Origin of the sequence: Corallococcus sp. CA049B (assembly GCF_003611685.1) — a bacterium.
GTDB classification, from domain to species: domain Bacteria; phylum Myxococcota; class Myxococcia; order Myxococcales; family Myxococcaceae; genus Corallococcus; species Corallococcus coralloides.
Genome location: NZ_RAWC01000337.1, coordinates 1 through 6,198, shown reverse-complemented (window position 1 = coordinate 6,198; position 6,198 = coordinate 1). Strand labels below are relative to the sequence as shown.

The 6,198-nt window shown below is 71.1% G+C and carries 6 protein-coding genes; 3 read left to right on the top strand and 3 right to left on the bottom strand.

Annotated elements, in window-relative coordinates; all coding sequences use genetic code 11:
- Window positions 1–842: asparaginase (locus D7W82_RS37790; protein ID WP_147439752.1), on the bottom strand; the 842-nt coding region annotated here is incomplete at its 3' end.
- 87 nt (window positions 843–929) lie between these two features.
- On the opposite strand from D7W82_RS37790, the gene D7W82_RS37785 reads away from it, so the two are divergent.
- The 3 genes from D7W82_RS37785 to truD are packed head-to-tail and all read left to right on the top strand — an operon-like array spanning window position 930 to window position 4,247.
- The gene (locus tag D7W82_RS37785) at window positions 930–1,901 is read left to right on the top strand and encodes a thioredoxin domain-containing protein (RefSeq protein ID WP_233588180.1); all 972 of its coding nucleotides are present in this window, start codon (window positions 930–932) and stop codon (window positions 1,899–1,901) included.
- Window positions 1,902–1,908: 7 nt separating this feature from the next.
- On the top strand, window positions 1,909–3,228 hold the full coding sequence (locus D7W82_RS37780) for a DUF4388 domain-containing protein (RefSeq protein ID WP_199727991.1): 1,320 nt from the start codon (window positions 1,909–1,911) through the stop codon (window positions 3,226–3,228).
- Window positions 3,225–4,247 carry a tRNA pseudouridine(13) synthase TruD gene (gene truD / locus D7W82_RS37775; RefSeq protein ID WP_120622904.1) on the top strand — a complete coding sequence of 341 codons (1,023 nt, stop codon included), beginning with the start codon at window positions 3,225–3,227 and terminating at the stop codon, window positions 4,245–4,247. The genes D7W82_RS37780 and truD overlap by 4 nt, the downstream gene beginning before the upstream one ends.
- Before the next feature lie 110 nt (window positions 4,248–4,357).
- Here truD and D7W82_RS37770 read toward each other — a convergent pair whose 3' ends face one another.
- Entirely contained in the window at window positions 4,358–5,779 is a 1,422-nt protein-coding gene (locus tag D7W82_RS37770) for an OmpA family protein (RefSeq protein WP_120622903.1), read from the bottom strand.
- Window positions 5,780–5,796: 17 nt separating this feature from the next.
- Entirely contained in the window at window positions 5,797–6,114 is a 318-nt protein-coding gene (locus tag D7W82_RS37765; protein ID WP_043321207.1) for a DUF4398 domain-containing protein, read from the bottom strand.
- Window positions 6,115–6,198: the final 84 nt, after the last annotated feature.

Genomic DNA, 6,198 nt, shown 5'->3' with positions numbered 1-6,198 from the left:
GCCCCGGACTCATAGAGCGTGAGGTCCACCCCGTTGCGGTACGACTGGCTCACCACCAGCACCGGGACGCCCCGCTCCCGCGCCTGGACGAAGAGCGGCAGGAGCGAGCGGCCCAGCTCCGGCGCGATGGGCACGTTGCCCGCCCCGTACGCCTCCACCACCAGCCCCTTCACGTGCGGAAGGAGCTGCAGGGGCAGGGCCGGGTCCAGCCCCGGGTACACCTTCAAGAGGAAGACGCGCGGATCCAGCTTGTCGTGGAGCCGGAAGGGGCCCCGGGACGCAAGGCCCTTCTCGAAGGTGGCGTCCACGCCCAGCGTGCCCAGCACCGGGAAGTTGGGGCTCTCGAAGGCGTCGTACTCGGCCACCTTCACCTTGCGGGTGCGGTTGCCCCGGTACAGGTGCGAGTCGAAGCAGATGGTCACCTCGCGCGGCCCCTGCAGCGCGGAGAGCACCGCGTCGATGAGGTTCAGCCGCGCGTCCGAGCGGATCTCCCCCAGGGGCCGCTGCGAGCCCGTCAGCACCACCGGGCAGGGCGGGTTTCGCAACATGAAGGACAGTGCACTGGCCGTGAAGGCGAGCGTGTCCGTTCCATGGGTCACCACCGCCCCGTCGAAGTCCGGCAGTCGACGGTGGAGGTGGGCGGCCATCCGGCTCCAGAGCTCCGGCTGCATCTCCGAGCTGTCCAGGTTGGAGAACAGCTCCAGTTCGATGTCGGCCAGCTGGAACAGCTCCGGGGCTCGCTTGCGGAGCGTCTGGAAGAAGGCCGCGGGACGCAGGGCGGAAGGCCGGCCACCGGCCATTCCGAGCGTGCCTCCCGTGTGCAACATCAGGACTCTGGGCATGGGCGAAGGGCCGTCTGCCAAAGGCCGCCTTGCTTTACAAGCCCGGCGCGCGTGGCTAAACCCCGGGCCGTGCTCCTCCCTCGATGGATGCGTGTTGCTCCCGTGCTGGCCGCGGCGACCCTGATGGGCGCCGGCTGCGCCAAGAGCGCGGAAGTTCCGGCCACCCCCAAGGCCCCGGCGGCCGCCGCTCCGGCGCCTGCCCCCGCCGCTCCGGCCGCGAGCCCCGCCGCGGAGGCGCCGCCCGCGGATCCGGCCCAGCTGCTGACGGGCATCCCCGGCATGGACTTCTCCGCGCTGCCGCCCGCGGCGAAGCGCGAGCTGGCCACGGTGTTCAGCGACGAGTTCTGCTACTGCGGCTGCCCCCACTCGCTGGGCGCGTGCCTCAAGCAGCACACGCCCTGCAAGCACGCGAAGCGGATGGCGCGGCTGTCCGCCCGGATGGTGGCGGAGGGCGGGCCCGCGAGCGAGGTCATCGTCACGCTGTCCAAGTACTACGCGTCCTTCCGCGAGCCGCGCGTGGAGCTCAAGGTGGATCCGCGCATGTGCCAGGGCGACGCCAACGCGCCCGTGACGGTGGCGGAGTTCTCCGACTTCGAGTGCCCCTTCTGCGGCAAGGCGCGGCCCATCCTGGAGGGCTTCGCGAGGAAGCACCCCAGCGAGGTGCGCTTCTGCTACCTGCCGTTCCCGCTCTCCATGCACGCCAACGCCGTCCCCGCCGCGCAGGCGGTGCTGTGGGCGCGTGACCAGGGCAAGTTCTGGCAGATGCACGACGCGCTCTTCGGCCAGCAGAACAACCTCAAGCCGGAGGCGCTGCCCGCGCTGGCGAAGTCGGTGGGGCTGGACGGGGACAAGCTGGCCGCCGTGCTGAAGACGGAGCAGTACAAGGACGAGATCGAAGGCTTCCAGGCGCAGGGGCGCAGGGCGGCCATCAACAGCACCCCGTCCGTGTTCTTCAATGGACGCGCCTACGAGCTGGGCTTCCAGGAGGCGCAGTTGGAGCACAGCATGGAGGACGAGGTGGAGTGGCGCGCGAACAACAACGCGTGGGCCGCTGACTGACCCTTCGATGAGCCAACGCTTCCGCATCGATGGCGCCGCGCAGCTGGTCCCCGAGGACCGCACCGGCATCCCCGCGCTCGCGGGACGCTCGGGGACGTACGCGCTGATGCCCACCGCGCCCGACCTGCTGGTGTTCTCCCGCACGCCGCCGGAAGGGGGCTCCATCCCCACGCCGCGCGTGGTGCTTTCAGGGGACGCGGGCGGCTTCCCGCTGTCTGACCTCATCGCGTTCCTCAGCCAGTCGCGCTGGAGCGGCGTCATCCGCGTGCACACGCCGGGCGGCGAGCGCTCCCTCACGCTGCGCGAGGGCGAGGTGCGCGGCGCCACCTCCGAGGAGCCCGCGGACCGGCTGGGCGAGGTGCTGGTGCGCCTGGGCTACGCGGACCGCGCGCAGGTGGAGGCGGTGCTGCGCGAGCAGTCCGCGTCCAAGCTGGGCCGGGCGCTGGTGGAGAAGGGCATGCTCCAGGCGCACGACCTCTTCAAGTGCGTCACGCACCAGGTGAGTGAGATCTTCCACGCCATCGTGCTGTGCCGCGAGGGGTCGTTCTTCCTCATCGACCAGCCGCTGGACGAGAAGACGGGCCATTCGCTCCAGCTGTCCACGCAGAGCCTGCTGATGGACAGCATCCGGAAGATCGACGAGATGGCGCACTTCCGCAAGCGCATCCCCCACGGCCGTATGTACGTGGCGCGCAAGCGCCCGTCCGACGGCAAGCTGGAGGAGGACGAGGACCGCGTGCTGGCCATGCTGGATGGGCGGCGCACGGTGCTGGAGCTGGGGCACGCGGCGCGGCTGTCCGAGTTCGACGTCACCAAGGTCGTCTTCCGCCTGCTGGAGGGCGGCTTCGCGGGGCTGACGGACAAGCCCGCGGGGGCGTCTGCTACGGCCGCGGCGCCGGAGAAGGCGGCCGCCCCGCGCGTGCGTCCGCCGGTGCGCGCGCCAGTTCCGGTGGATGCCCGGCCGGTGGCGCGCGTCTTCAACTTCATCTTCCGGGAGATCCGCGACGAGGTGGCCCGCTCCGGCATGGACCGCGAGTTCATCGCGGCGGCCAACGCGGCGCTGTCCAACCAGGCGCTGTCGTCGTCGCCGGTGCTGGAGGGGCTGGCGTTCGCGGCGGATGGGAGCCTGCCGGAGGGCCGGCTGATGGAGGCCTTCGACAAGCACCGCGCCCACCTGGGCAGCGAGCCGCTGGCCTCGTTCCGTCAGGCGCTGAGCGACGTGATGTTCTTCCTGCTGTTCCAGGTGGGGGAGCTCTTGGAGTCGCGCGCGGACGAGGACCTGGCCCGCCGGGTGAAGGAACTCCTGGCCACGCTCGAGGCGCCGTGACGGACACTGGCTTTCCGAGGCTGACCGCGGGCGTGCCCGGGTGCGGCGGCGCGTTCAAGCTCACCCCCGAGGACTTCGAGGTGGAGGAGCTGCCCGCGTACCTGCCGTCCGGCGAGGGCACGCACCTGTACCTCTGGGTGGAGAAGCGCGGCCGGGACACGCGCGAGGTGGTACGCGCGCTGGCGACCGCGCTGGGCGTGCGCGAGGACGACATCGGCTCCGCCGGCATGAAGGACCGGCAGGCGGTGACGCGGCAGTGGCTGTCCGTGCCCGCGAACGCCGAAGCCCGCGTGCCGGAGTTCGCGCTGGACGGCGTGCGCGTGCTGGAGGTGAAGCGGCACGGCAACAAGCTGCGCACCGGGCACCTGAAGGGAAACCGCTTCCGGCTGCGGCTGCGCGGCGTGCAGGACCTGGGCGCGGCGCGGGAGTCCTTCTCCCGGCTGGCCGCGCAGGGCGTGCCCAACTACTTCGGGGAGCAGCGCTTCGGGCGGGCCGGGGACAACGCGGACCTGGGCCGGATGCTGCTCCTGGGGCAGCGGCTGCCGAAGCGGCCGGACCGCTTCCAGCGCAAGCTGTACCTGTCCGCCTTCCAGTCGCGCCTCTTCAACCAGGCGCTGGCCGCGCGGCTCACCGCGGGCACCTTCGCCACGGCGCTCCTGGGCGACGTGCTGCGCAAGGAGGAGACGGGCGGCCTCTTCGTGTGCGAGGCGCCGGACGTGGACGGCCCGCGCGTGGCCTCATTCGAGGTGAGCCCGGCGGGCCCGATGTTCGGCCCGAAGATGACCGCCTCGAAGGGCGAGGTGGCGGAGTTCGAGGCGCGGCTGCTCGCGGAAGCGGGCGTCACGCCGAGCGACTTCCAGCGCGGCGGCGACGAGACGGAAGGCACGCGCCGTCCGTACCGCGTGCGCCTGGGCGCGGCGGAGCTCACGGCGGAGGGCGAGGACGCGCTGCTCACGTTCGAGCTGCCGCGCGGCGCCTACGCCACCGAAGTGCTGCACGAACTGCTCAAGGACGGCTGAGAAGCCCCCGGAAACGACCGCGCCTCCCAGGGCACCGAAGCCCGGGGAGGCGCGTAGGGGAACCGCGGGTCCCGCTCCGTCACGGACGGAGCGGGGTGGGGCGCGTCACGTCACTGCCGGATGACGTTGAACTCCGTGCGGCGGTTGAGCGCGCGGCCGGCCTTCGTGTTGTTGGGCGCCACGGGCTTCGTCTCACCGAAGCCCACGGCCTCCATGCGGCCCGGGTCGATGCCGCGCTTGAGCAGCTGCGCCATCACCGCGTCGGCGCGCTTCTGGGACAGCTTCAGGTTCGCCGTGTCGTTGCCCATCGAGTCGGTGTGGCCCTCGATGCGCATCTTGCGGATCCACGGCGCGTCCTTCAGCGCCTGCGCCACCTCATCCAGGATGGTGGTGCTCTGCTTGCCGATGATCTTCGCGGAGCCGGTGCCGAAGAGGATCTGCTTCTTGATCTCGATCCGGTCCTTCTTGACGATGACCATCTTGTACTGCTTGGCGCACCCGCGCTCCTCCTTCACGCCCGGGTCGTCAGGGCACGCGTCCAGGCGGTCCACCACGCCGTCGCCGTCGCGGTCCGGATCCGGGCAGCCGCTGTTCTCCTGCGGGCCGGACTCGTTCGGGCACTTGTCCTGCGCGTCCGGCACGCCGTCGCTGTCGTTGTCCAGGTCCGGGCAGCCGTCGTCGTCCTGGAAGCCGTCCTTGTCCTCCGGCTCGTCCGGGCACTTGTCCTTGTCGTCGTTGATGCCGTCCCCGTCCTTGTCCACGATGGGGCAGCCCAGGTTCTGCAGCGGACCCGGCTCGTTGGGGCACTTGTCCGTGCCGTCCACGATGCCGTCCAGGTCGTTGTCCAGGTCCGGGCAGCCGTCCTCGTCCTCGAAGCCGTCCTTGTCCTCGGGCTGGTCCGGGCACCGGTCCACGTTGTCCAGCACGCCGTCGCCGTCGCGGTCCTTGGGGGCCTCCGGCGGGCAGCCGTTGTTCTCCGCCACGCCGGGGATGAGCGGGCACTTGTCCTGCGCGTCCAGCACGCCGTCGCCGTCGTTGTCCGGATCCGGGCAGCCGTCCTGGTCCTGGAAGCCGTCCACGTCCTCGGCCTGCTCGGGGCAGGGGTCGTCCTTGTCCAGCACGCCGTCGCCGTCGATGTCCGTCTCCTCGATGCTCACCACCACCTGCTGCTGGGGCTGGTTGGGCTGCTGCGGCTGTTCCGGCTGCGGCGTCTCCGGACGGTCGCGCACCAGCACCTGGCGCGGGCCGCAGTTCTTGGACAGCTCCAGGGCGCGCTTCACCGCGGTGTCGGCGTTGCGCACGTGCTGGGCGGCGCGCGAGCTGTTGCCCTGGCTGAGCTCTCCGCGGGCGAAGTCGAGGTTGGCCTCCGCGGCGGCCAGCTCCGCGGGCGCGCAGCGCAGGGCGCCGCCACGGCGGGCGCGCTCCACGTCGGCGGTGAGCACCTCCGTGTCAGCGCGGATCTTGTTGCCGCTGACGCAGGCGAGGGAGGTGAGCAGTAGGGTGAAAAGCGCGGACTGGGTCAGACGCTTCATCGGAGAACGCTCGGGCGTCACGGGTTCTGGGGGCGGCCCTGGGAATCGCCGCTGTTGGCCGCGGACATGGCCTTCTCCCGCGCCTCGTTGGCGAAGCGCGAGGCCTTCACGGCGAAGTCCACACCGGCCTGGTAGTCCGAATAGCCGACCTCCTCCCGCGCCTTCTGCAGGTAGAGGTTGGCGGCCGTCCACTCGTAGGGGGCTTCCTTCTCCGCCCCGGCGGTGCGCGCGGCCTGGATCTGCACCTCGGCGTCGAGGATGTTGGACGTGGACTTCACGGGGCCACATGCGGTCAGCACGCCCGCGAACGCCAACAGGAGCGACTGCTTCGTCATCACAGGGGCCTCGGTCAACAGAGCGGAGACAGACTGGTCGCCGGTCGTATCAATCGCGTCCGGGGCTGTCTCTGATACACATCT